This window comes from Microbacterium sp. G2-16M (genome assembly GCF_055809115.1).
Genome location: NZ_CM147897.1, coordinates 88,488 through 109,182 on the forward strand (window position 1 = coordinate 88,488; position 20,695 = coordinate 109,182).

The following is a 20,695-nucleotide window of genomic DNA, read 5'->3' on the forward strand; positions in this document are numbered from 1 at the left end:
AGCGGATGCTGCTTCCCCTCGACGACCTGGACCACTGGCGCACGCTTCCCATCAAGCAGCAGCCGCAGTGGAACGATCCCGAGGCGGTGGCCGCGGCATCCGCCGAGATCGCCTCCATGCCGCCGCTCGTCTTCGCCGGCGAGGTCGACCAGCTGCGCGACAAGCTCGGCCGCGCAGCGGCGGGAGAGGCGTTCCTGCTGCAGGGCGGAGACTGCGCCGAGACGTTCGCCGGCGCCACGGCCGACAAGATCCGCAACCGCATCAAGACGGTGCTGCAGATGGCCGTGGTCCTCACCTACGGTGCCTCGCTGCCGGTGATCAAGATGGGCCGCATGGCGGGCCAGTTCGCCAAGCCGCGCTCCAGCGAGGACGAGACCCGCGGCGACGTGACCCTGCCGGCCTACCGGGGCGACATCGTCAACGGCTACGACTTCACCGAGGGCTCGCGCACGCCGGACCCGCAGCGCCTGCTGCGCGGCTACCACACCGCCTCGGCCACGCTGAACCTCATCCGCGCGTTCACCCAGGGCGGGTTCGCCGACCTGCGCGAGGTGCACAGCTGGAATCAGGGCTTCGCGAAGAACCCCGCCAACCAGAGGTACGAGCGGCTCGCCGGCGAGATCGACCGGGCGATCAAGTTCATGCAGGCCGCGGGCGCCGACTTCGAAGAGCTGCGGCGCGTCGAGTTCTACACCGGCCATGAGGGCCTGCTGATGGACTACGAGCGGCCGATGACCCGGATCGACTCGCGCACGAGCCTGCCGTACAACACCTCGGCGCACTTCCTCTGGATCGGGGAGCGCACCCGCGACCTGGACGGCGCGCACATCGACTACTTCTCGCGCATCCGCAACCCGATCGGGGTCAAGCTCGGCCCCACGACCAGCCCCGACACGGCGCTCGCGCTCATCGACAAGCTCGACCCGAACCGCGAGCCGGGCCGGCTGACCTTCATCACGCGGATGGGTGCGGGCAAGATCCGCGACGCCCTCCCGCCGCTGCTGGAGGCGGTCAAGGACTCGGGCGCGACGCCGCTGTGGGTCACCGACCCGATGCACGGCAACGGCATCACCACCCCGACCGGCTACAAGACCCGCCGCTTCGACGACGTGATCGACGAGGTGCGCGGCTTCTTCGAGGCGCACCGGGCGGTCGGCACGTTCCCCGGCGGCATCCACGTCGAGCTGACCGGCGACGACGTGACCGAGTGCCTGGGAGGGTCGGAGCACATCGACGAGGCGACCCTCGCCACCCGGTACGAGTCGCTGTGCGACCCGCGGCTGAACCACATGCAGAGCCTGGAACTGGCTTTCCTGGTCGCCCAGGAGCTCGAGCAGCGGTAAGGGATGCCTCGGGGGCGCGTCAGAACCCCGAAGACTTCACCTTCACGTCCGAGCCAGGGAGCAGGTAGGTGTGGGCGGCGGGGTCGGTCTCGGTCGCAGTGAAGAATCCCCAGAGCGCCTCGGGGATCGACGACTGAGGGTTCAGCCGTGCAGCCTTGAGCGTGGCCATGGCGTCGGACAGCTTCTGTCCCGCAACATCCGGCACCTCCACGGGCTGCGGCCCCTTCGAGACCACGAGCGTCGTGGAGTCGCCGGGGCGCCACCATCCCGCCGGGCTGCGCGCGGCCATGCTGATCACGGAGCCCTTCGCGACGCCGTCGCTGTACGCCTCGCTCTGGGATGAGACCGAGATGCCGGCGTCCTTCAGCGTGGCGACCGCGTCGTCCGCCGGCATCCCGACGACGCTCGGCAGCGTGCCGAGCGAGACCCACAGCGTCGCCGAGTCGCCTTCGTGCGCGGTGCAGCCCTCGCCGCACTCGATGTCCTTGCCGCCGCCGGCGGGATGCACGAGCGTGCCGACGACTGTGTCCTTCGCGCGATCCGTGTAGAACGTGGTGCTCTTGTCGTCGACGGACACGTGCTGCGCGGCGAGCTGGGAGCGCGCGTCGCCCTCCTTCTTCCCGATGAGCGTGCCGATCGTCACCTCGGCCGGCCCGAGCGAGACCACGACGTCGACGCGGGTGTCCTTGTCGACCCGCGTACCCGGATCCGGCCGCGTGCGGATCACCGTGCCCTTCTCGACGTCGAGGCTGGTCTCGCTCTTGCGCACGGCCGTCAGCGAGTCCTCCTGCAGGAGCTGCGCGGCCTGGGCGAACGTCTTGCCCGCGACATCCGGCACCGCGATCAGCGACCCCGGTCCCGAGCCGAACCACCACCCGGCCCCGGCCGCGCCGCCGGCCAGCAGCAGCACGAGCACCAGCATCCAGATGCCGGCGGCACGCCGCTTGCGGGTGCGCCGTCGCAGCCGGGTGGCGTTGTCGTCGTCCTCGGCGGGAGGGGCCGCGGATGCCGCGACCGCCGACGGCAGGACCTTGGTGACCTCATCCGAATCCAGCCGATCCGTGGCCACGGCACCCGAGACGGCCAGGGTGCGCTGCACCTGCGGCGCGATTCCCAGCTGCTGCTCGATCTCGCGCAGTCGGCGCAGCATCTCGTCTGCGTCCACCGGCCGCTCGTCCGGGACCTTCTCGGTCGCCCACAGGACGAGCTCGTCCAGCGGCTCGGGCACGCCGGGGTTCTTCGCGCTCGGGCGCGGCACCGAGTCGGTGGCGTGCTGGAACGCGATCTGCATCGGCTGCTCGCCCTTGTACGGCTGTTCGCCGGTGAGCATCTCGTAGAGCATGATCCCGAGCGCGTAGATGTCGCTGCGGGCATCCGCCGTGCCGCGGGTCACGAGCTCGGGCGCGAGGTAGGCGATCGTGCCCAGCAGCAGCTGGCCGCTCGCGGTGTTCGCGGTGGTCGCGCGGGCCAGCCCGAAATCGCCGATCTTGATGCGCCCGTCCTCGGCCAGCAGCACGTTCTCGGGCTTGACGTCGCGATGCACGATGCCGGCGCGGTGGGCCGCGGCCAGCCCGGACAGCACCGCGTCCATGATCGTGACCGTCTGCGGGACCGTGAGCCGTCTCTGCTCGCGCAGCAGCTCGCGCAGCGTGATGCCGGGCAGGTACTCCATGACCATGTAGGCCATCTCGCCCTCTTGGCCCTGATCGAACACGTTCACCACGTGCGGATCGGCCAGGCGGGCGGCCGCCCGCGCCTCTTGGATGAACCGGCCCTGGAACACGGCGTCGTCGCTGAGATGGCTGTGCATCACCTTGAGCGCGACCCGCCGTTCCAGCCGCAGGTCGGTGGCGACGTACACGGTCGCCATGCCGCCGCGCGCGATGCGCGCGCGCACCCGGTATCGGCCGTCGACCAGACGTCCGATCAGCGGGTCGGCCTGCTGACTCGTGCTCACCCTGCGAGTCTACGGACGAGAGGCATCAAGCCCGGGGAGCGGCTCACCTGCAGAGCGCACCGGTGCGGCGGGGCGGGAGCCTCAGCCGACGGCCTTCAGCCACGCGTACGCGGGCTTCTCCCACTGCGCATAGGCGTTCGGGTACGCCGAGATCTGCACCGCCTGCGCGGCCTCGGTGAACGCCATCTTCTCCCAGCCGGGGATGTCGAGCAGACCGCGGGTCTTCGACCCGTTCGGGTCGCCCGGGCCGCCGAAGAACGCGCGGATCGAGCGCTCGGCGTTCCGCACCTGTGCGGCCGTGCCCCAGCCGGTGCTCGGCCGCTGCTGGAACAGCCCGAGCGAATCGCGGTCGCCGAAGTCGAGGTTGCGCAGACCGGACTCCTGCATCGCCGTGCCGAGGGCGATCGCCACACCGCGGTCCGAGACGCCCAGCTGCCGGCCGACCCGCACGATCAGACGCACGTTCGCCGCCTGCTCGGTGCTGAGCCCGGCGATCCCGCTGGTCGGGATCTTCACCTTCTGCCCGGGGTAGACGATCGAGCTCCAGTCCATGTTGTTGGCGTGCAGCAGCGCGGTGACGCTGACGCCATGCCGGGATGCGACCGCCGACATGGTGTCGCCCGCACGGATCACGTACGACGCGCCGGGCGCGACCGTCACGGCCGAGGACCCCGTGGAGGCGGGCGCCGCCTTGGCTGGACCCTTCGTCGCCGGCTTCGGCGTGGTCTTGACCGGTGTCTTGGCGGCCGTCTTCACCGGCCGAGAGGATGTCGCGGCCGTGGCGGCCCCGGGAATCACCAGCTTCTGTCCCGGGTAGATGATCGAGGACCACTGCAGTCGGTTCGCGGCCAGCACCGCCTGGGTCGACTGGCCGTGGCGCTGCGCGATCGCGCTGACGGTGTCGCCGGAGCGGACCGTATAGCTGGCCCCCGCACGCGCCGTGGTCGCGGCCCGCGGGGCGGCCTTCGCCGCCGGCTTCGCGGTCGACTTCGCGGGAGCCTTGGCCGCGGGCGCCTTCGCCGCCGCGGCGCCGCTCGGCGGCTTCAGGCGCAGCGCCTGGCCCGGGTAGATGACCGTGGACCAGCCCAGCCGGTTCCAGGCGAGGACGTCGGCGGTGCGCAGCCCGTAGCGTGCGGCGATGGCACTGACGGTGTCGCCGCGGACGATCCGGTATGTCGCCGGCACTCGCCGGGCCGTCGGCGCGGGCGCCGCGATCGCGGCGGCACCGGCGCCCAGGATGGCCGCCGCGCTCGTGCCATGGGCCAGCAGCGCCGCGGGCGAGACCGGCGGCAGCGCCGAGGCCGGTGACTTCGGCGCGAGCGGTGCGCGGCTCTGCGGCTCGGCGGCGTGCGCGGGTGCGCCCACCAGCGAGAGCGCGAGCGACCCCACGATGGCAGCGGGCAGCGCAGCGGATGTGCGGCGAATGAAGTTGTGCGAGATCGGCACGAGTTTCCCCCCTCGGTGACCATGACACCGTGTCACGGATGAGCATTCGTGTCAACTGGTGATATAGGAGGGATGCTTGTGGCTTATGTGAATGATGTGGTCCTCGATCGAGCGTGAGATAGTGGGCTGGTGACCGGTGAGAACGCAGCATCCGCTCCGATCGAATGGCTGACCCTGCCCGAGCTGGCGGAGGCGGTCGGCGAGACCGTCGGGCGCGTGCGACGAATGCTGGACGACCGCCAGTTCGCGGCCGTCCGTCGCGACGGCGTGCTGCGGGTCCCCGCCGCGTTCGTCGTGGAGGGGCGTCCGCTGTCGTCCCTGCGCGGGACGCTGTTCGTGCTGCACGACGCCGGATTCACCGACGACGAGGCCATCGACTGGCTGTTCGCGCCGGAGGAGACCATCGGCGTCCCACCGATCGACGCCCTGCGTCAGGGACGCAAGAGCGAAGTGCGCCGCGTCGCCGCCACCCTGGCCTGAGCGCCGGTCAGGCCGCGCGGACCGCGGCGGCGCGGGCGAGATCGCGCAGGCGGCCGACCGCCGCGTTCCCCAGCCGGGCGCCGGACAGCGCCCGGTCGGCGCGGCGCACGTAGTCGGCGATGAGCGTCTCGACCCGCTCCAGCGCGCCGCTGTCCTGGATGGTGCGCTGCAGCATCGCGATCTGCGCGTCGTCCAGGTCCGGATCGCCGACCAGCTCGTCGATCACGCGGCGTGAGCCGAGGGGAAGCGCCTCGCGCGCGTACGCGATCAATACAGTGCGCTTGCCCTCGCGCAGGTCGTCGCCGGACGGCTTGCCCGTGACCTGCTCGTCGCCGAACACCCCGAGCACGTCGTCGCGCAGCTGGAAGGCCATGCCGACGGGATGCCCGAACTCCGACAGGGCGCGGAGCTGCTGCTCTTCGGCGCCCGCCAGCCGGCCGCCGATCAGCAGCGGCTGTTCGACGCTGTAGCGCGCGGACTTGAGGGATGCCACCCGCAGTGCGCGTCGGGCGTGCTCGTCGTCCGCGGCCCGGACGTGCGCGGACTCCTCGGCGACGTCCAGGAACTGGCCGATGGTGACATCGCGGCGCATCAGGGCGTACTGCGCGCGGGCGGCGCCCGCGCGATCCGCGGCGACCGGGCGCAGCGCCTGTTCGAACAGGTCGTCGCTGAGGGCGACCAGCAGGTCGCCGAGAAGGATGCCGCCGGCCCGGCCGAAGGCGGCGGCGTCCCCGCTCCATCCCGCGTCGCGGTGGGCCGACTCGATCCGGCGGTGCGCGGAGCGGCCCCCGCGGCGGGTGTCGGAGTTGTCGATGATGTCGTCGTGCACGAGCGCGGCGGCGTGGAAGACCTCCAGGGCCGCCGCCGCGGTGATCACCGCGGCATCCGGCGTCGCGGTCGCGGTCGATCCGGCCTCGGCGACCGCCTGCCATCCGCTCAGGCAGAACTGGGCGCGCAGGCGCTTTCCCCCGGCCACCGCGTCGGCCGCGGCATCCATCAGCATCGCCGCTTCGGGACCGAATTCGGCGGTGTCGGCGCGCTGCGATGTGAAGAAGGCATCCAGTTGCTGGGAAAGCGCCGCGATCAGCTCAGGGGAGGATGCCACGGGCCTAGCCTAGTGATCGGAGCCACGAGTAGACTGGTGGGAACAGGTTCACCCGAGGGGGATGCATGCCACTCTCCGAACAAGAGCAGCGTCTGCTCGATGAGATGGAACGCCATCTCATGCACAACGATGCCGACGTCGTGCACACATCGCGCGACGGCCGGTCCATCAGCTACCGCAATATCGTCTACGGCACGGTGCTCGTGCTGATCGGACTCGGCGGTCTGATCGCGGGCGTCGCGGTCCCGCTCGTCTTCCTGGGCGTTCTCGGCTTCGTCGTGATGCTCGCGGGGGTCGTGCTCGCCGTCACTCCGACCCGCGGCATCGCCCGCGGCGAGACCGAGAACCGGCGCCCCGCATCCGGAAAACCGTCCGCATCCTTCATGGACCGGATGAACGACCGTTGGGATCGCCGCCAGCAAGGGCACTGATCTCCATCGGCAGTCGATGAACACCGACCTTCGGGTCGGTGTTTTTTTGTGCCCGCGAACCGCCTCCGCCGGAGGCGGTTTCGTCGTTCGGGGAGGACCGGTGGAGGAAACGCACGTCAGGTGGTGGTGAAGTGGAGGATAGTGGAGTAAAGTGGCGGACAACCTCACGGGGGGCCGGACGAAGGGGGGTGATCGGCGATGTTGCTCGGAACGCATACCCCGAAGCTGGACGACAAGGGGCGGGTCATCCTGCCGGCGAAGTTCCGCGACGACCTGGGCGCAGGCGTCGTCATCACCCGCGGCCAGGAGCGCTGCCTCTACGTCTTCGCGGCCGAGGAGTTCGAGCGCATCCACGAGCGCATCCGCGAGGCACCCCTGACCAACAAGCAGGCGCGCGACTTCCTGCGCATGTTCCTGTCCGGAGCGAGCGCCGAGCAGCCCGACGGACAGAATCGCGTCACCCTGCCGGCGCCGCTGCGCGCGTACGCCGGCCTGCAGAAGGAGCTGGTCGTCACCGGCGTCGGCGCCCACGCCGAGATCTGGGACGCCGACGCCTGGAACGCCTACGCCGAGGACAACGAATCGACCTACGCCGAGATGGAGCAGGAGGTGATTCCGGGACTGTTCTGATCCCTGTTCGTGATGCCCAGCCGCTCACGCCCTGCCGCACCTTCCCCGGTGTCAGGTAGAGCGGATGGGGATCAGGATCCGGGAACCGGACCCCTTCTGCTCATGGACATCCGCGACATCCACACCCCTGTCATGCTCGACCGCTGCGTCGAGCTGCTGGCGCCGGCCATCGACCGCGACGGCGCGGTCATGGTCGATGCGACGTTGGGCATGGGCGGCCACGCCGAGGCGTTCCTGGAGCGCTTTGGCCGGCTGCACCTGATCGGCCTGGACCGCGACCAGGACGCGCTGCGCATCGCCGGCGAGCGCCTGGCCCGCTTCCGAGACCGGATCACGCTCGTGCACGCCGTCTACGACGAGATCGCGGATGCCGTGGCCGACCGGGGCGCCGTGGACGGCATCCTCTTCGACCTCGGCGTGTCGTCGCTGCAGCTGGACGAGGCCGACCGGGGCTTCGCCTACGCACAGGACGCCCCCCTGGACATGCGGATGGACCAGTCGACCGGGATGACCGCGGGCGATGTGCTGGCCACCTACGGCGAGGGAGACCTGCGCCGCATCTTCGAGCGGTACGGCGAGGAGAAGCTCGCCGGTCGATACGCTCGGGCGATCATCGCGGCGCGCCAGGAGACGCCCATCCTGCGCTCCGGTCGCCTCGTGCAGATCCTGGTCGCGGCCACCCCCGCCGCGGCACAGCGCGCCGGCCACCCGGCCAAGCGGGTGTTCCAGGCGCTGCGGATCGAGGTCAACGGCGAACTGGCCGCGCTCGAACGGGCGATCCCGGCCGCGCTCGGCGCGCTCGCCGTGGGCGGCCGCATCGTCGTCCTGGCCTATCAATCGCTGGAGGATCGTCTGGTCAAACGGGCGATCGCACAGGCATCGGCATCCACCGCCCCGGCCGGCCTGCCGGTCGAGCTGCCCGAGCACGCCCCCCGATTCCGTGCCCTCGTCAAGGGCGCCGAGCTGGCGACCGACGCCGAACGCGCGCGCAACCCGCGCGCGACGCCGGTGCGGCTGCGCGCGGCCGAGCGCCTTCGACCCGACGGGAAGGAGAGGGCATGAGCACCGACGCCGCCCTCGCACGGTCGCTGCCGTCCCGCGACCCGGAGCCGCAGCACCGCCTGCGCGCGCTAGAGCTGCCGCGGCGCCGTCGTCGCCCGCGGCTGATGTACGGCCTCGTCGCGGTCGCCGGCGCCCTGTCGATCGTCGGCGCGCAGATGGTCCTGTCGGTGATGAACACGCAGAGCTCGTACGAGATCTCGCGGCTCAGTTCGCAGCAGCGGCAGCTCACCTGGGAGAAGCAGATCCTGGGCGACGAGATCACCGGCCTCAGCTCACCGCAGTACCTCGCCGCGAACGCCTCGGCGCTGGGCATGGTCATCGACGAATCGCCCAGCTACCTGCGACTGAGCGACGGCAAGCTGCTCGGAGCGGGCAAGGCGGCGCCCAACCGGTCGTCGGTGAACCCGCTGAGCCAGGGTGCCGTGGCCAACCGGCTGATCGCCCAGACCCCACTGGTGACCGACACCGACGCGACCATCGACGGAGCCAAGAACGCGACGAAGACCACCACGGAATCGGTGACACCCGTGCCCGTGACCGACGGACTGCCCAGCGTGCGCACACACTGAGACCATGACGAGCCGAAGCACCCGAAGCCCCCGCCGCCGCACCGTGGTCGCGCTCGTCGTCGTCCTCGCCGTCCTCAGCGCCTTCGTGGTGCGCCTCATCGACATCCAGGTCGTCAACGCGCAGGAGAACATCTCCAACGCGATGTCGCACGGACTCGGCGTGGAGCAGAAGCTCACCGGCACCCGCGGCTCGATCGTGGACGCGGCCGGCCAGCCCCTGGCCACCAGCGTGCTCACCTACGACTGCCAGTTCACCCCGGTGAACGTGCGAACCATCACCCGGCAGACCGCGGACGGCGAGAAGGTCAAGGTCCCGTGGCCGCAGCTGGCCGACGAGATCGCGAAGATCACCGGGCAGACCGGTGACGAGGTGCGTCAGATCGTGTCGGACGCCCTCACCTCGGACCCGCACTCCCAGTACGCCCTGCTGAAGAAGAGGCTCAGCACCGAGCAGTACCGCGCCCTGATCGAGCTGGGCGCCGACTTCATCAGCTGCACCGCCCAGCCCTCGCGCACGTACCCCAACGGCGCGGTCGGGGGCAATCTGATCGGGTACGAGTACGGCGACGGCGACTTCGCCGGGCTGGAGGGGACCGAGAACTCCTGCCTGGCCCCGACCGACGGCACCCTCAGCTTTCAGGCCGGCAAGGACGGCGTGATCATCCCGGGCACCGAGACCGAGAAGCCGGCGGTCAACGGCGGCACCGTCACGCTCACGATCGATCGCGACCTGCAGTGGTACATGACCCAGCTGGCCAAGCAGGCCAAGCAGGAGATGCACGCCCAATACGCCACCGCCACCGTGCTCGAGGTGAAGACCGGCAAGATCAAGGCTGCCGCGGAGTACCCCACGGTCGATCCCAACAACATCACCGCCTCGGGCACCTTCCTGAACAGCCACATCTTCGGCAGCCGGTTCGAGCCCGGATCGACGTTCAAGGGCATCACCGCCTCGACCCTGATCGATGCCGGCGGGCAGACGCCGCTGTCCACCGCTGTGGTGCCCAGCACGGTGCACTTCAAGAACGGCGCGGTCGTCCGCGACGCGACATCCCACCCCACCTACGACTACACCCTCGCCGGCGTGCTGATGGACTCTTCGAACGCGGGGGCGTCGGTGTTCAGCCAGCGGGTGAGCGCGCAGACGCGGTACGACTACCTGAAGAAGTTCGGGATCGGATCCGGCAGCGCCGTCCACTTCATGGGCGAGCAGCACGGGCTGGTCCACCCGGTCGGCCAATGGGACAACCAGATGCTCTACGACACCGCGTACGGGCAGGGTCTGACCACCACGATCCCCGAGCTGCTCGGCGCCTACGACGGGATCATCAACGACGGCGTGAAGATGCCGCTGCAGCTGGTGGAGTCGTGCACGAAGGCCGACGGCACGGTGGTCGCCCCCACCGAGCCCAAGCCGACCCGGGTGATCAGCGAGAAGACCTCCGGGCAGATGCGCGAGATCCTGGAGAACGTCGCGCTGCAGGCCACCTACAGCAGCATGATCAAGATCCCCGGCTACCGCATCGGGGTCAAGACCGGCACCGGGCAGATCGCCGAGAACGGCCGGTACAAGAGCGGCGTCTACTACACCACGATGATCGGCTTCGCGCCCGCCGACGACCCGCAGTATCTGGTCGCGATCACGCTGAACGAGCCCACTAAGGTAAGGTCGTCTTCGGCCAACGCGCCCTATTTCCAGAAGGCGATGACCCAGGTCCTGAAGACCTACCGGGTGATGCCCTCCACGACCAAGCCGACGATGCTGCCGAAGTTCGGCTGACTCGCACCCGCACCCATGATCGCTCTCACCCTCGCCCAGATCGCCCATGCCATCGGCGGAGAACTCCGCACGGCCGACGGCGACACCGACCAGACGGTCGTCGCCGGCGACGTCGACACCGACTCCCGACAGATCCGGTCCGGCGGGATCTTCGTCGCCAAGCCCGGCGAGGCCACCGACGGCCACCTGTTCGTCGACGCCGCGGTCGCCGCCGGCGCCGTCCTGGCGATCGTCGAGCGCCCGGTGGACGCGCCGGTCTCGCAGATCGTCGTCCCCGACGCGGTGCAGGCGCTGGCCGACCTCGCCCGCGAGGTGGTCGCCCGCGTGCGCGAGCGCGGCGATCTGCGCATCGTCGGCATCACCGGGTCCAACGGCAAGACCACGACCAAGAACCTGCTCGCCCGCATCCTGCAGGACGAGGGTGAGACCGTCGCACCGCGCGCCTCGTTCAACAACGAGGTCGGCGCGCCGCTGACGATGCTCCGCGTCACCGAGTCCACCCGCTATCTGGTCAGCGAGTTCGGCGCGAGCGGGCCGGGGGCGATCGCGCGCCTGGCCGGTCTGGTCGAACCCGACATCGGCATCGTCCTGATGATCGGGATGGCCCACGCCGGCGGGTTCGGCGGGATCGACGGCACGGTGAAGGCGAAGTCCGAGCTCATCCGGGCCGTCCGGCCGGGCGGACTGGCCGTCCTGAACCGCGACGACGCGCGCGTCGCGTCGATGGCGCAGATCGCGGCCGAGCGCGGCATCCGGGTCGTGTGGTTCGGCACCGGAGAGGACGCGGACGTGCGCGCCGCCGACATCGAGACGGATGCCGCAGGCACCCGGTGCCTGGTCACCGTGGACACCGCGACCCTGCCGCTGCGACTGCGGGTGCTCGGCGCCCACCACGTGATGAACGCCCTGGCCGCCCTGGCGGCCGCGGTCGCCCTGGGCGTCGCCCCCGGCGACGCCGTGGCCCGGCTGGAGACGGTCGAGCTCGCGGAGCGGTGGCGGATGCAGCCGCTGGGCAGCGAGCGGGTGCGCATCATCAACGACGCGTACAACGCCAGCCCCGATTCGATGGCGGCCGCGCTGCGCACGCTCGCCCAGATCACCGGCCCCGGCGAGCGCACCGTCGCGGTACTCGGCGCGATGAGCGAGCTGGGGGAGTACGCCGGCGAGGAGCACGACCGCATCGGCGAGCTCGCCGTCCGGCTGCGCATCCAGCGCATCGTCGTGATCGGCGCCGACGCCCGGCGGCTGTTCCTGGCCGCCGTCGGCGAGGGGTCGTGGGATGACGAGGCCGTCTGGTTCGCGACGGCCGACGAAGCCTACGACTATCTGCTCACCGAGCTGCGCGACGGCGACCGGGTGCTGGTGAAGTCGTCCAACTCGGCGGGACTGCGGTTCCTCGGCGATCGTCTGGGAGAATCGTTCTCGTGAGATCCCTTCTGACAGCGGCGGCGGTCTCCCTGGCCTTCACGCTCTTCCTCACCCCGGTCTTCCTGCGGCTGTTCCGCCGCTGGGGCTGGGCCCAGGTGATCCGCACCCCGGACGACATCCACAACCCCAGCCACTCCGCGAAGCGCGGCACCACGACCATGGGCGGGACGATCTTCATCGTCGGGGCCATCGTCGGCTACCTCGTCGGCTGCTTCGTCGGGAACAACCCGCCCACCATCTCGGGTCTGCTGGTCATCTGGATGATGGTGGGCTTCGGCGCGGTCGGCTTCATCGACGACTTCATGAAGGTGCGCCGCCAGCGCAGCCTGGGCCTGACCGGCTGGCGGAAGATCGTCGGACAGGTGGCGGTCACCGTGCCCTTCGGCATCCTCGCGCTGCAGTTCCCCGACGCGTACCACCAGACCCCGGCATCCGGCTACGTCTCGGTGTTCCGCGACATCCCCGTCCTGAACCTGTTCGCGCTGGGCGTGGTCGTCGGGTGGATCCTGTACCTGATCTGGATCACGTTCATCGGCGTGGCCTGGTCGAACAGCACGAACGTGACCGATGGCCTGGACGGGCTGGCCACCGGCATCGGGATCTTCACCATCGCCGCGATCAGCCTGTCCACGTTCTGGCAGTTCCAGCAGACCTGCGTCGGGCAGGCGCTGGTGCCGAACTACCAGCCGGCCTGCTACACCACGCGCGACCCGCTGGATCTCACCATCATCGCGGCCTCGTTCGTGAGCGCCCTGGTCGGGTTTCTCTGGTGGAACGCGCCCAAGGCCAAGGTGTTCATGGGGGATGCCGGGTCCATGGCGATCGGCGGGGTGATCGCGGCCCTGTCCATCCTGTCGCACACCGAGCTGCTGGCCGTGCTGATGGCGGGCGCGTTCATCATCGGCCCCGGCTCGGTCATCCTGCAGCGGCTGTACTTCAAGCTGAGCCGAGGCAAGCGGCTGTTCCTGATGAGCCCGTTCCACCATCACCTGGAGATGCGCGGCTGGCAGGAGATCACGATCGTGGTGCGGATGTGGATCATCGCCGGGATGCTGGCGGTCACCGGCATCGGGCTGTTCTACGTCGAATGGCTCTCCCGCACATGAGCGGCCGGCCGGAATCCCTGACCAGCTGGTACGCCGACTGGTCCGGGCTGCGGGTCGCGGTGCTCGGGCTCTCGGTCACCGGCTTCTCGGTCGCCGACACGCTGGCCGAGCTCGGCGCGGAGGTCCTGGTGGTCACCGAGGACGCCGCCCCCGAGTACGAGCGGCTGCTGCCGGTGATCGGCGCGGCGCTGCACACCGGCCCGCTCGACCAGGTGCCGACGGCGCTGATCTCATTCGCCCCCGAGGTGGTCGTCGCGTCGCCGGGGTTCGCACCGCAGCATCCGCTCGTGCAGTGGGCCCAGGCATCCGGCATCCCGCTGTGGGGGGATGTCGAGCTGGCCTGGCGCGTGCGCGACAAGGTCACCCGCCCCGACGGCGCGCCGGCCGACTGGATCCTGATCACCGGGACCAACGGCAAGACCACCACGACGCAGATGACCGCCGCGATGCTGGTCGCCGGCGGCCTGCGCGCGGCGCCGTGCGGGAACATCGGCATCCCGGTCCTGGACGCCGTGCGCGACCCCGCCGGCTTCGACGCGCTCGTCGTGGAGATCTCCAGCCATCAGCTCTGGTACCTCTCGCATCAGGTCGACTCGCCGGATCCGGTGTCGCCGCACGCGAGCGTGTGCCTGAACCTGGCCGCCGACCACCTCAAGTGGCACGGCTCGTTCGAGGCGTACCGCGATGCGAAGGCCGTCGTCTACGCCCACACCAGGGTGGCGTGCGTGTACAACCGGGCGGATGCCGCGACCATGCACATGGTCGAAGACGCCGAGGTGGTCGAGGGCGCGCGGGCCATCGGCTTCGGACTGGACGTGCCCGGGCCCAGCGACCTGGGGCTGGTCGAGGGCATCCTCGTCGATCGCGCGTTCCTGGACGCCCGCCGGACCAGCGCCCTCGAACTCGGCACGGTCGCCGAGCTCGCCCGGCAGGGGCTGGCCGCCCCGCACGTGGTGGCCAACGCGCTCGCCGCGGCGGCGCTCGCGCGATCGCTGGACGTGGACCCGACGGCCGTGCGCGGAGCCCTGCGCGGCTTCCGGCTGGACGCGCACCGGATCGAGGTGGTCTCCACCACGGGCGGTGTGACCTGGGTCGACGACTCGAAGGCGACGAATCCGCACGCTGCGGCATCCTCGCTCGCCGCCTATCCGGGCGCGATCTGGGTGGTCGGGGGACTGCTGAAGGGCGTGGACATCGCCGCACTGGTGGCCGGCCGCGGCAGCACCGCGAAGACGGCGGTCGTGATCGGCGTGGATCGCGCCCCCATCGTCGCGGCGTTCGCGCGACACGCGCCGTCGGTCCCGGTGATCGAGGTCGACCCCGGTGAGACTGAGGATGTCATGGCGCGGGTCGTGCAGATCGCGGCCGGGGTGGCGCGTGACGGGGACGTGGTGCTGCTCGCCCCCGCCGCGGCGTCGTTCGACCAGTTCTCGTCCTACGCCGACCGCGGCGAGCGCTTCGCCGCCGCGGTGCGGGAGCTGAGCACGAGGGGGGCCGATGACGAGCACGACGACCCGGCCTCCGGCGGGGGCGCCTGACGCCGAACCGCGCCGATCCGGGCTGACCGCCCGCGTCGTGCTGGGCAAGGTGTTCGCGCCGGTGCCCAGCGAGTTCCTGCTGATCGCCTCGACCGCACTGCTGCTGACCGGCTTCGGGCTGGTGATGGTCCTGTCCGCCACCTCGGCGGTCGGCACCGCGAACGGCGACGCGCCGTACGAGTCGCTGATCAAGCAGTCCGTGTTCGCCGTCATCGGCATCCCGCTGATGTTCATCGCCAGCCGGTTCACGATCGGGTTCTGGAAGCGGATGGCGTGGCCGGTGCTGATCGGCGCGACGGCCTTCCAGATGCTCGTGTTCACGCCGCTGGGCGTGGACAACGACGGCAACACGAACTGGATCAAGATCGCGGGCCTGCAGGCCCAGCCCTCGGAGTTCCTCAAGCTCGCCCTGGCGCTGTGGATGGGCTACGTCCTGTTCCGCAAGCAGACGCTGCTCGGGCTGTGGCGGCACGTGTTCATCCCGGTCGTGCCGGTCTCGGTCGCGGTGATGGCCACGGTGCTGGCCGGGCACGACCTGGGCACCGTGAGCATCCTCGTCCTGGTGGTGCTGGCCGCGCTGTTCTTCTCCGGCGTCAAGCTGCGCATCTTCGTGATCCCGCTGATCCTCGCCGCCGGCGCGCTGGTCGCGTTCGCGGTGACCAGTCCGAACCGCATGGGCCGGATCATGAGCTTCCTCGACCCGGTCTGCACCGACTACTACAACGCCTGCTATCAGCCGCTGCACGGCATCTGGGGCCTGGCCAGCGGCGGCGTCTTCGGCCTGGGCCTGGGCAACTCGAAGCAGAAGTACGACTGGCTGCCGGCCGCCTCCAGCGACTACATCTTCTCCATCGTCGGCGAGGAGATGGGGATGATCGGATGCTGCGTCGTGCTCCTGCTGTTCGCGCTGTTCGCCGTCGGCGCGTTCCACATCGTCCGCAAGACCGACGACCCGTTCGTGCGCATCGTCGCCGGTGCCATCACCGTCTGGATCGTCGGCCAGGCGCTGCTGAACGTCGCGGTCGTGCTGCGGCTCGCCCCGGCGCTCGGCGTCCCGCTGCCGTTCATGTCGCAGGGCGGCACGTCGCTGGTCTCGGTGCTGATCGCCTGCGGGGTGCTCCTCTCGTTCGCCCGGACGATCCCGACGCGCACGACCGCCGCCGGTCGGTGACGCCGGTCGGTCGGCGTCGGGTGGTGGGGTCCGGGCTCCGGGTGGCCGGCGGCGGCACCGGTTAGGGTCGATGGGTGACGACGTACCTCCTGGCCGGCGGCGGCACCGCCGGGCATGTGAATCCGCTGCTCGCGGTCGCCGACGGTCTGCGTGAGCGTGAGCCGGACGCCGACATCCTGGTGCTCGGCACCCGCGAGGGACTCGAGGCGCGGCTGGTGCCCGAGCGCGGGTACGAGCTGCTGTTCGTCGACAAGGTGCCGTTCCCGCGTCGGCCGAACCGGGCCGCCGCCGCGTTCCCGGCACGGCTCCGTCGGGCCGTCGGGCAGGTCCGCGCGCACATCCGGGAGCGCACCGTGGACGTCGTCGTCGGCTTCGGCGGCTACGCCGCCGCGCCCGCGTACCTGGCCGCGCGGCGCGAGAGGGTGCCGTTCGTCGTGCACGAGGCGAATGCGAAGCCGGGCCTGGCGAACGTGCTGGGCGCCCGGCGCGCCGCCGCGGTCGGGGTCGCGTTCGAGGGCACCCGGCTGCGCGGCGGCGACGTGGTCGGCATGCCCCTGCGGCGCGAGATCGTCGACCTGGATGCCGCGGCCGCCCGGGCCGAGGCATCCGCCTTCTTCGACCTCGATGCCGACAAGCCCACGCTGCTCGTGTTCGGCGGGTCGCTGGGAGCGCAGCGGCTGAACGAGGCGTTCGCCGGATCATGGCGCGACGTCCTGGACGCGGGCTGGCAGTTGGTCCACGTCACCGGTGAGCGCAGCGCCCTGCCCGACCCCGAGGTTCCCGGATACTCGCTGCGCCGGTACGTCGACCGGATGGACCTCGCATTCGCCGCCGCCGACCTGATCGTGTCGCGGTCCGGGGCGGCCACGGTCAGCGAGATCAGCGCCCTCGGCATCCCGGCCGTCTACGTGCCGTACGCCGCCGGCAACGGAGAGCAGGCGCTGAACGCCGCCTCCAGCGTGCGCGCGGGAGCCGCGCGCACCATCCCGGACGGCGAGTTCACCGCCGAGCGGGTGCGGTCCGAGATCGTGCCGCTGCTGGACGATGCCGACCGGATCGATGCGATGCGGCGGGCCGCGGCATCCGTCGGCACCCGCACCGGCACCGCGAACGTCATCGCCCTGATCGACCGGGCGCTCGGCCGCGCCTGACGCCGTTCACGGCCCGGGCGATCAGAACTCCGGAGATCCGTGCACTCGCGCGGGCGAACGCCGCGGAATCTCGCGAGACGGCGCGGACTCGGGCGCCCGATCTCCGGAGTTCTGCACAGCCGGCTCTCACGCACCCGCGCGCAGAGCTGCCGCGGCGATCGCGAGCGCCTCGTCGGCGGCCAGTCCGAGTCCGCGGACCTGCTCGGCGAACGCAGCCGCCGCGCGCTGAGCCTGCTGCCGCACCGGGTCGCGATCCAAGGTCACGAAGGTGCCGGCGCGTCCGCGGGTCTCGATGACGCCGGATGTCTCGAGCTCGCGGTACGCGCGGGCGACCGTTCCCGCTGCGAGGCCGAGGTCCTCGGCCAGCCGGCGCACCGTGGGGAGCCGTTCGCCGGGCGCGAGCTCGCCGGTGGCGACGGCCTCGACCACCCATGCACGCAGCTGCTCGAACGGCGGGGTCGGGCTGGTGGGATCGATGGTGATCATGGCGCTCTCGCTGCACGTCGGACGCGGTCGGCGCGGCGGCGGCCGACACGCGAGCGGAGTCGGATGGGGAACGCGACATGTGTACCAGCGATTGTGTGAACGTGTCAATACAGATCCGCCGGGTGCATTGCTCGCGCGCCCGTTTCCGGCATCCGCGCATGAAAGGTTCGGGCGCGGATGCCGGAAACGGCAGCGCGAGCCGGGCGAAGGCCCTGGGTGCGCGACGTGACCCGCTACGCGGACGCCACCCGGTGCCCAGGGACCTCCCAGCGCGCCGAGGCCGGCGCCATCGGGCCGCCAACTTAGGATGGGAGCCGACATGATCAGACCCGACTTGAGCCTTCCCGTCCCCGAGCACATCCGCTCCGCGCACTTCATCGGCGTCGGCGGCTCGGGGATGTCGGGGCTCGCGCGGATGTTCCTGGAGGCCGGGATCCGGGTCTCGGGCTCGGACCGCGCCGACAGCGCGAACCTGCGGGCGCTGGCCGCACTCGGCGCCGACGTGCACATCGGCCACGACGCCGCCCACCTCGGCGACGCCGACACGGTCATCCACACCGGCGCGATCTGGCCGACCAACCCGGAGTACGTGGCGGGCAGGGAGCGCGGCCTCGCCGTCATCCACCGCTCCCAGGCGCTGCACTGGCTGATCGGCGGGCGCCGCCTGGTCTCGGTCGCCGGCGCCCATGGCAAGACCACCTCGACCGGCATGATCGTCACCGCCCTGCAGGAGCTGGACGCCGACCCCACGTTCGTCAACGGAGGCGTGATCGCCGGTCTCGGGTCCTCCAGCGGCACCGGATCGGATGACCTCGTCGTGATCGAGGCGGACGAGTCCGACGGCACGTTCCTGATCTACGACACCGCGATCGCCCTGGTCACGAACGTCGACCCCGACCACCTGGACCACTACGGCACCGACGAGGCGTTCTACGCCGCGTTCGCCGAGTTCGCGAACCGTGCGCGCGAGGCGGTCGTGATCTCGGCGGATGACGCGGGCGCGCGCCGGGTCGCGGCCGAGATCGCGCACCCGAACGTGATCACCTTCGGCCTTGCCGCCGACGCCGATGTTCGGCTGAGCGCCGTCCGCGCCGAGGGCCCGGTCGCGTTCACCCTGACCCATGCCGGCACCACCGTGGACGCACGGCTGGCGGTCCCGGGTGCGCACAACGCGGTCAACGCGGCCGGCGCGGTCGCCGTGCTGCTCACCCTGGGTTACGGACTGGATGCCGCGGTCCGGGCGGTCGAGCACTTCACCGGCACCGTCCGCCGCTTCGAACTGCACGGCGTCCAGCGCGGCGTCAGCGTGTACGACGACTATGCCCACCACCCCACCGAGGTCGCCGCCGCGCTCGCGGCCGCCCGCACGGTCGTCGGGAACGGGCGGATCATCGCCCTGCACCAGCCGCACACGTATTCGCGCACGCAGCAGATGCACCGCGAGTTCGCCCACGTGCTCGAGTCCCACGCCGATCACACCGTCGTGCTCGACGTCTACGGCGCGCGCGAGGATCCGATCCCCGGTGTCACCGGCCGGCTGGTCAGCGACGACTTCGCCGACCCGGCGCACGTGCACTACGTCGCCGACTGGCAGGATGCCGCGGACTACACCGCCTCGGTCGCGCGGGACGGCGACTACATCGTGACGCTCGGCTGCGGGAACGTGTACCAGATCATCCCGCAGGTCCTGGACGCGCTGGCGCGCGGCACGGAACGGGTCGCGGGGGAGTAGCCCGTGCGCCGGCCCTCTCCGCTGCCCGCCGCGCCCCGCGCGGAGCGACCGCGCGAGCCGAAGCGGTCCGCCGACCGGAGTCCGTCCGCTCCGTCCGCCATCGATCCCGCGTCGCCCGCGTCGGAGCGTCTCGAGCGGACCGCCGTCGATCCGTCCGACCGGCACCGCGCCGCTCCGGTGATCCCGTTGGCCGACGCCCGCAGCGACGCGTCGGCATCGGATGCCTCGTCCCCGCCGGTCGCCGGGCCCGCCGCATCCCGTCCCACGGCGTCCGACCCGACCGCATCCGACCCGACCGCATCCGATCCCGCCGCATCCGACCCCATCGCATCCGGCCGCGCGACATCCGCCGGCGCGGATCCGGACGGGGACGTCGGCGTCCGGGATGTGTGGAAGGCGGCCCGGGCACGGCGCCGGGCGCTGCGCGCCGAGATGCGCCGGTTCACCGTGCAGCAGCGCCGGCGGCGCACGATCTGGATCACCGTGGCGGCCGCGATCGTCCTGCTGGTGGCGGGGTCGTTCGGCGCCGCGTACAGCCCCCTGTTCGCGGTGGAGACGATCAACGTCGTGGGCACCCGAAGCCTGGACGCCGGTGAGGTCGAGCACGCGCTGAGCGGCCAGCTCGGAACGCCGCTGCCGTCCGTCGACGCCGGCGAGGTCAAGGCGGCGCTGGTCGCCTTCCCCCTCGTGCAGTCGTATTCGCTCGAGGCGCGCCCGCCGCACGAGCTCGTGGTCCGGATCGTCGAACGCGCACCGGTCGGGGTGATCAAGGGCCCGGCCGGCTACACGCTGGTCGACGCGGCCGGCGTCGCCCTGGCGACCACCGCCACGGCGCCCAAGGGCCAGCCCACGATCACAGTGGGCGCCGGGACCACGTCCGAGGCGTTCCGCGCCGCCGGCCAGGTGGTGCGCTCGCTGCCGGCGAGCATCCGCACGAAGGTGACGGCCGTCACGGCCACCACCCCGGACGACGTCACGCTCACCCTCGGCGGCACCGGCAGCAAGATCCGGTGGGGCAGCGCCGACGACTCCGCGATGAAGGCGCTGGTCCTGCAGAAGCTGATGAAGGGCAAGCCCGCATCGAAGACGTCGTTCTACGACGTCTCATCGCCGCGCGCGGTCGTCGTCCGCTGACCCGGGCCGTCACCTGGATGCCGGGAACCGGTGAATCCGTCGCGACTTGCACGACACGCCCAGCGGGTTGCGGGCTGCGCGCCCTCGGCCACGTAGCTTCAGTCTCAGGAATTGCATACCGGGCAATTCTTTAAACTTCTAGATGA

Annotated in this window: 18 protein-coding genes; 14 read left to right on the forward strand and 4 right to left on the reverse strand. The window is 71.1% G+C overall.

Going from position 1 to position 20,695, the window contains the following annotated elements; translation table 11 throughout:
• Window positions 1-5: 5 nt before the first annotated feature.
• Entirely contained in the window at window positions 6-1,343 is a 1,338-nt protein-coding gene (locus AC0L6F_RS00440; protein WP_473538796.1) for a class II 3-deoxy-7-phosphoheptulonate synthase, read from the forward strand.
• 19 nt (window positions 1,344-1,362) lie between these two features.
• Here the strand turns inward: AC0L6F_RS00440 and pknB are convergent, their stop codons facing one another.
• Window positions 1,363-3,300 carry a Stk1 family PASTA domain-containing Ser/Thr kinase gene (gene pknB, locus AC0L6F_RS00445; RefSeq protein ID WP_473538797.1) on the reverse strand — a complete coding sequence of 646 codons (1,938 nt, stop codon included), beginning with the start codon at window positions 3,298-3,300 and terminating at the stop codon, window positions 1,363-1,365.
• Between the two features lie 81 nt (window positions 3,301-3,381).
• Window positions 3,382-4,746 (reverse strand): LysM peptidoglycan-binding domain-containing protein, encoded by a 1,365-nt coding sequence (locus tag AC0L6F_RS00450; RefSeq protein WP_473538798.1) that lies wholly within the window; start codon window positions 4,744-4,746, stop codon window positions 3,382-3,384.
• Window positions 4,747-4,875: 129 nt separating this feature from the next.
• Between AC0L6F_RS00450 and AC0L6F_RS00455 the strand changes: the two genes are divergently transcribed.
• Window positions 4,876-5,226 carry an Rv2175c family DNA-binding protein gene (locus AC0L6F_RS00455; protein WP_259611750.1) on the forward strand — a complete coding sequence of 117 codons (351 nt, stop codon included), beginning with the start codon at window positions 4,876-4,878 and terminating at the stop codon, window positions 5,224-5,226.
• 7 nt (window positions 5,227-5,233) lie between these two features.
• Here the strand turns inward: AC0L6F_RS00455 and AC0L6F_RS00460 are convergent, their stop codons facing one another.
• Window positions 5,234-6,331 carry a polyprenyl synthetase family protein gene (locus AC0L6F_RS00460; RefSeq protein ID WP_473538799.1) on the reverse strand — a complete coding sequence of 366 codons (1,098 nt, stop codon included), beginning with the start codon at window positions 6,329-6,331 and terminating at the stop codon, window positions 5,234-5,236.
• Between the two features lie 65 nt (window positions 6,332-6,396).
• On the opposite strand from AC0L6F_RS00460, the gene AC0L6F_RS00465 reads away from it, so the two are divergent.
• From AC0L6F_RS00465 to AC0L6F_RS00510, 10 genes are all read left to right on the forward strand, one after another.
• Window positions 6,397-6,762, forward strand: a complete 366-nt coding sequence (locus AC0L6F_RS00465; protein ID WP_259611753.1) for a DUF3040 domain-containing protein — start codon at window positions 6,397-6,399, stop codon at window positions 6,760-6,762.
• Between the two features lie 198 nt (window positions 6,763-6,960).
• The gene (gene mraZ / locus AC0L6F_RS00470) at window positions 6,961-7,392 is read left to right on the forward strand and encodes a division/cell wall cluster transcriptional repressor MraZ (protein WP_259611754.1); all 432 of its coding nucleotides are present in this window, start codon (window positions 6,961-6,963) and stop codon (window positions 7,390-7,392) included.
• Window positions 7,393-7,494: 102 nt separating this feature from the next.
• Window positions 7,495-8,454 (forward strand): 16S rRNA (cytosine(1402)-N(4))-methyltransferase RsmH, encoded by a 960-nt coding sequence (gene rsmH, locus AC0L6F_RS00475; protein ID WP_274635799.1) that lies wholly within the window; start codon window positions 7,495-7,497, stop codon window positions 8,452-8,454.
• Window positions 8,451-9,023, forward strand: a complete 573-nt coding sequence (gene ftsL, locus AC0L6F_RS00480) for a cell division protein FtsL (protein ID WP_274635798.1) — start codon at window positions 8,451-8,453, stop codon at window positions 9,021-9,023. Before rsmH ends, ftsL begins: the two co-directional genes overlap by 4 nt.
• Window positions 9,024-9,027: 4 nt before the next feature.
• Window positions 9,028-10,803 carry a peptidoglycan D,D-transpeptidase FtsI family protein gene (locus AC0L6F_RS00485; protein WP_473538801.1) on the forward strand — a complete coding sequence of 592 codons (1,776 nt, stop codon included), beginning with the start codon at window positions 9,028-9,030 and terminating at the stop codon, window positions 10,801-10,803.
• 15 nt (window positions 10,804-10,818) lie between these two features.
• Window positions 10,819-12,231 (forward strand): UDP-N-acetylmuramoyl-tripeptide--D-alanyl-D-alanine ligase, encoded by a 1,413-nt coding sequence (locus AC0L6F_RS00490; protein WP_473538802.1) that lies wholly within the window; start codon window positions 10,819-10,821, stop codon window positions 12,229-12,231.
• Entirely contained in the window at window positions 12,228-13,337 is a 1,110-nt protein-coding gene (gene mraY, locus AC0L6F_RS00495; protein WP_259611756.1) for a phospho-N-acetylmuramoyl-pentapeptide-transferase, read from the forward strand. The genes AC0L6F_RS00490 and mraY overlap by 4 nt, the downstream gene beginning before the upstream one ends.
• Window positions 13,319-14,875, forward strand: coding sequence for a UDP-N-acetylmuramoyl-L-alanine--D-glutamate ligase (murD, locus tag AC0L6F_RS00500; RefSeq protein ID WP_473538803.1), 1,557 nt, complete (start codon window positions 13,319-13,321; stop codon window positions 14,873-14,875). Before mraY ends, murD begins: the two co-directional genes overlap by 19 nt.
• The gene (gene ftsW, locus AC0L6F_RS00505; protein WP_259611757.1) at window positions 14,835-16,046 is read left to right on the forward strand and encodes a putative lipid II flippase FtsW; all 1,212 of its coding nucleotides are present in this window, start codon (window positions 14,835-14,837) and stop codon (window positions 16,044-16,046) included. The genes murD and ftsW overlap by 41 nt, the downstream gene beginning before the upstream one ends.
• A gap of 74 nt (window positions 16,047-16,120) precedes the next feature.
• Window positions 16,121-17,197, forward strand: coding sequence for a UDP-N-acetylglucosamine--N-acetylmuramyl-(pentapeptide) pyrophosphoryl-undecaprenol N-acetylglucosamine transferase (locus AC0L6F_RS00510; protein WP_473538804.1), 1,077 nt, complete (start codon window positions 16,121-16,123; stop codon window positions 17,195-17,197).
• 126 nt (window positions 17,198-17,323) lie between these two features.
• Here the strand turns inward: AC0L6F_RS00510 and AC0L6F_RS00515 are convergent, their stop codons facing one another.
• Complete coding sequence (locus AC0L6F_RS00515) at window positions 17,324-17,683, reverse strand: GntR family transcriptional regulator (protein ID WP_473538805.1); 360 nt, start codon at window positions 17,681-17,683, stop codon at window positions 17,324-17,326.
• A 319-nt stretch (window positions 17,684-18,002) separates the two neighbouring features.
• Here AC0L6F_RS00515 and murC point away from each other — a divergent pair, with 319 nt between their 5' ends.
• Window positions 18,003-19,415 carry a UDP-N-acetylmuramate--L-alanine ligase gene (gene murC / locus AC0L6F_RS00520; RefSeq protein ID WP_473538806.1) on the forward strand — a complete coding sequence of 471 codons (1,413 nt, stop codon included), beginning with the start codon at window positions 18,003-18,005 and terminating at the stop codon, window positions 19,413-19,415.
• Window positions 19,416-19,418: 3 nt separating this feature from the next.
• The gene (locus tag AC0L6F_RS00525) at window positions 19,419-20,549 is read left to right on the forward strand and encodes a cell division protein FtsQ/DivIB (protein WP_473538807.1); all 1,131 of its coding nucleotides are present in this window, start codon (window positions 19,419-19,421) and stop codon (window positions 20,547-20,549) included.
• Window positions 20,550-20,695: the final 146 nt, after the last annotated feature.

What these genes read in the sequence shown, in the direction of transcription:
- ftsL (WP_274635798.1), top strand. Translation starts at nt 8,451, where the DNA reads ATGAGCACCGACGCCGCCCTCGCACGGTCGCTGCCGTCCCGCGACCCG.
- mraZ (WP_259611754.1), top strand. Translation starts at nt 6,961, where the DNA reads ATGTTGCTCGGAACGCATACCCCGAAGCTGGACGACAAGGGGCGGGTC.
- AC0L6F_RS00490 (WP_473538802.1), top strand. Translation starts at nt 10,819, where the DNA reads ATGATCGCTCTCACCCTCGCCCAGATCGCCCATGCCATCGGCGGAGAA.
- AC0L6F_RS00485 (WP_473538801.1), top strand. Translation starts at nt 9,028, where the DNA reads ATGACGAGCCGAAGCACCCGAAGCCCCCGCCGCCGCACCGTGGTCGCG.
- rsmH (WP_274635799.1), top strand. Translation starts at nt 7,495, where the DNA reads ATGGACATCCGCGACATCCACACCCCTGTCATGCTCGACCGCTGCGTC.
- ftsW (WP_259611757.1), top strand. Translation starts at nt 14,835, where the DNA reads ATGACGAGCACGACGACCCGGCCTCCGGCGGGGGCGCCTGACGCCGAA.
- AC0L6F_RS00440 (WP_473538796.1), top strand. Translation starts at nt 6, where the DNA reads ATGCTGCTTCCCCTCGACGACCTGGACCACTGGCGCACGCTTCCCATC.
- murC (WP_473538806.1), top strand. Translation starts at nt 18,003, where the DNA reads ATGATCAGACCCGACTTGAGCCTTCCCGTCCCCGAGCACATCCGCTCC.
- murD (WP_473538803.1), top strand. Translation starts at nt 13,319, where the DNA reads ATGGCTCTCCCGCACATGAGCGGCCGGCCGGAATCCCTGACCAGCTGG.
- AC0L6F_RS00515 (WP_473538805.1), bottom strand. Translation starts at nt 17,683, where the DNA reads ATGATCACCATCGATCCCACCAGCCCGACCCCGCCGTTCGAGCAGCTG.
- AC0L6F_RS00465 (WP_259611753.1), top strand. Translation starts at nt 6,397, where the DNA reads ATGCCACTCTCCGAACAAGAGCAGCGTCTGCTCGATGAGATGGAACGC.